This is a genomic window from Streptomyces sp. XM83C (assembly GCF_023072675.1).
Classification (GTDB): domain Bacteria; phylum Actinomycetota; class Actinomycetes; order Streptomycetales; family Streptomycetaceae; genus Streptomyces; species Streptomyces thermocoprophilus.
Genome location: NZ_JALLGL010000468.1, coordinates 1 through 3177 on the forward strand (window position 1 = coordinate 1; position 3177 = coordinate 3177).

The 3177-nt window shown below is 74.7% G+C and carries 4 protein-coding genes; 1 reads left to right on the top strand and 3 read right to left on the bottom strand.

All coding sequences use genetic code 11. From position 1 onward, the window contains the following. Positions 1–17: 17 nt before the first annotated feature. From MTQ10_RS29275 to MTQ10_RS29285, 3 genes are read right to left on the bottom strand one after another with little or no spacing between them, the layout of a single operon-like run. The gene (locus MTQ10_RS29275; RefSeq protein ID WP_247473414.1) at positions 18–410 is read right to left on the bottom strand and encodes a YidH family protein; all 393 of its coding nucleotides are present in this window, start codon (positions 408–410) and stop codon (positions 18–20) included. 9 nt (positions 411–419) lie between these two features. Then, the gene (locus MTQ10_RS29280; RefSeq protein WP_247473415.1) at positions 420–953 is read right to left on the bottom strand and encodes an NUDIX domain-containing protein; all 534 of its coding nucleotides are present in this window, start codon (positions 951–953) and stop codon (positions 420–422) included. Between the two features lie 43 nt (positions 954–996). Beyond that, positions 997–1893: a DMT family transporter gene (locus MTQ10_RS29285; protein WP_247473416.1), complete on the bottom strand. Its 897-nt coding sequence runs from the start codon at positions 1891–1893 to the stop codon at positions 997–999. A 394-nt stretch (positions 1894–2287) separates the two neighbouring features. Between MTQ10_RS29285 and MTQ10_RS29290 the strand changes: the two genes are divergently transcribed. After that, positions 2288–3177: hypothetical protein (locus tag MTQ10_RS29290; protein WP_247473417.1), on the top strand; the 890-nt coding region annotated here is incomplete at its 3' end.

Sequence of the window (3177 nt, forward strand, 5' to 3'; positions counted from 1 at the left end):
GTCCCGGCCCTCATCGCTCACCCCGCCCACCCCAGCAGGACCACCACGACCATCGCGAGCGCCACCACCGCCACGGCGAGGCTCAGCACCGCCGGGAAGCGGGAGACCGGCAGGTCCTCGCCGCGCCGCATGGCGCGCTCGCAGCGAACCCAGTGGTTCACGGCGCGCAGCGCGCACAGCACCCCCGACGCGAGCAGGGCGAGGGCGAGGCCGACGCGCCAGCCCCAGCGCAGGTCCGGCAGGAACTGGTCGACGGCGAAACCCCCGCCGATCAGCGCGAGCGCCGTCCGCAGCCAGGCCAGGAAGGTCCGCTCGTTCGCCAGCGAGAACCGGTAGTCCGGGGTTCCGCCCTCCTCGCGGAGGTGTTGCGGCGCGAACCACAGCCGGACGGAGCGCACGAGTTCGATCACGGCCGGACCCTACCCGTCGGCCCCGCCCCGGCCCTGCGCCAGGAACTCCCGCAGCCGCCGGTACGCCTCCAGCCCGTCCGGCGTCCACTGCCACTCCGCGAGCCGCCGCTCCAGCTCCTCCTCGGGCAGGAAGCCGTGCCAGTCGATCTCCTCGGCCTGCGGCGAGACCGGCAGCTCGCAGCGCACCTCGTACACGGACGACCACCAGCCGTAGCCGGCGCCGTCCTCGTACAGGAACTTGAAGCGGAACTCCGGGCGGGGCAGTCCGCTGACGCCCAGCTCCTCCTCGGCCTCGCGCAGGGCGGCGTCGTCGTAGGACTCGCCCGCGCCGACGACACCGCCGACGAACACGTCGTAGTGCGAGGGGAAGACCAGCTTGGTCGGGGTGCGGCGGTGCACGAACACCCGGTCGGCGGCATCCCGGGCCAGGACGAACACACAGCGGTGGCGCAGTCCCTCCGCGTACGCCTTGCCGCGCGGGGCCTGCCCGACGACCCGGTCCTGGTCGTCGACGATGTCGAGGATCTCGTCAGCAGCGCTCATGGGCCCATCCAAGCAGGACCGGCGCCGCCGCGGCGGCGGTCGGTCAGCTGCTCGGCTGGAGGGCCCGCTGCGGCTCGACCCGGGTGACGCCCTGCGGCATGCACGGGTGCAGCCCCAGCACGACGATGCCCGTGACGATCGCCGCCAGCCCGGCCGCCTCCCAGGCGAGCGCGCCCGTGTCGGTGCGCAGCCGGTCGCCGAGGAAGCCGACGCCGCACAGGATGCCGGCCAGGGGCTGGGCCGCGGTCAGCGCGGGCAGCGACATGCGCAGCGCCGCCGTCTCGAAGGCGCTCTGCACCAGCACCAGCCCGGTCACACCGAGGACCAGCACGGCGTACGGCTGCCAGCCGGTGAGCAGGTGGAGCAGGCCGCCCTCGGCGAAACGCTGCCCGCTGATCCGGGTCAGCGCGTCCTGCACGCCGTACAGCAGGCCGGCGGCGGTGGCCAGCAGGGCGGGGCCGGCGTTGAGCCGGGAGCGCTTGGCGTAGCCGGTGAGCAGCAGGGCCAGCCCGGTCATCGCGCCGATGATCAGCCAGTGCCGTACCGGATCGGCGTCCCCGCCGCCGCCGCGCGGCTGCCCCGCCACGATGAACGCGGTGACACCGCCTGCGAGCAGGGCGAGGCCGCTCCAGCCCTGCCGGCCCAGGGGCTGCCGGGTGCGGTGCCGGGACAGGGCCATCGCGAACAGCAGATTCGTCGCGAGCAGCGGCTCCACCAGCGAGATCTCACCCTGTCCGAGCGCGATCGCGCCCAGCGCCATACCGACCGCCATCAGTGCGATGCCGCCCAGCCAGCTCGGCACGCGCATCAGGTCGAGCAGCAGTCTGGGGGAGAGGAAGTCACCGAGCGGGGCCTTGCGGGCGGCGTCCTGCTGGAGGACGAACCCGAAGCCCAGGCAGCACGCCGCGCTCACGGCGAGGACAAGGACGAGTACCGACACGCTGCGTACCTCGATCGTCGGGTGGGGCCACGGTCCTGGGGGAGACCGACAGCCGTCCGGGGCGGACGATGTCCCCGGTGTCCCCGCCGCCCGGCGGCGTCCGGAGGCCGTGGGGCGGCCCGGTCCGAGCGGATGGGGTTCCGGACATCGTGAGGGGTGAAACGACACCTGACTATGATGTACGTCACACGACTATCGGGGCGATCTTCGAGCGGCGGGCCGCGTGCCTGCCGCGCCGCCGGTCAATTCCCGCCAGCGGCACGGCCGTTGGGGCGTGTCATGTGCCGCCGGCCCTTGACGCCATGCGCGGGCTACGGGTTTGCTGTGCGTGATCGACCGTCGGCGGGCCCGGCGCGCACGACAGGCAGTACGAGGAACACGAGGTATCACCGCGGTGTCCCCACCCCCGTCCCCGCCCGGCCGCAGGCGCAGACGCGCGGCACGGGTCTTCGACGCCGCCCTCGACGACACCGACCTGGCCGCCGCGCGCGCCCAGCTCACCCAGGGCCGCCGACAGGCCGTACGCGCCCTCCTCGCCCGCACCGGCGACGACTGGGACCGTCGCGGCCACCGCGTCACCGTCCTCGCCGAGGAGCCCTACTGCGCCGCCTGGGCACGCGACTGGCAGCTCACCGAGCCGGACTCCGCCGACGCCGCCGCTCTCCTCGCCCTGGCGCTCGTACGGCGCTGCTTACGCGGCAAGGAAGACCCCGGCCGCGCCCGCGAGGCCTGCGCCGACGCCGCCGCCCGCGCCCCCGAGGACCCCACCCCCTGGCTCGGCCTGCTCCAGCTCGAACGCGCCCTCGGCACGGACTTCGACGTCGTGCGCGCCTTCGAGCAGGTCCGCGCCCGCCACCCCGAGCACCATCACGCCCACCACCTCATGGTGGCCCGCCTCGCCGAACGTCGCGCCGCCGCCGGCCCCGACCCGCTGCACGAGGTGTACGACTTCGCCTCCTGGGCCGCCGAGCAGGCGCCCGCCGACTCGCCCGTCGCCGTCCTTCCGGTCGTCGCCCACGCCGAGCGCTACCGCGTCCTCGCCGCCGGAGGATTCGCACCCCCCGACCCGGTCGCCTCCGGGCACTGGAGCGGCGACCGGGCCCGCGAGGCCCTGCGGGCCGCCTTCGACTGGTGGCTCGAATGGGAGCACGAGGGCCACCCCAGACGCCTCGTCGACCTCAACTATCTCGCCCATGCCAAGGTCTGCGAGGGCCGCGGGGCCGAGGCCGCCGCCCTGTTCCAGCACATCGGCGGCCACCCCACCCCCGCCCCCTGGTCCTACCC

Bases quoted from the DNA above. Each gene is read 5' to 3' on its own strand.
- MTQ10_RS29280 (WP_247473415.1), bottom strand. From the start codon at position 953: ATGAGCGCTGCTGACGAGATCCTCGACATCGTCGACGACCAGGACCGG.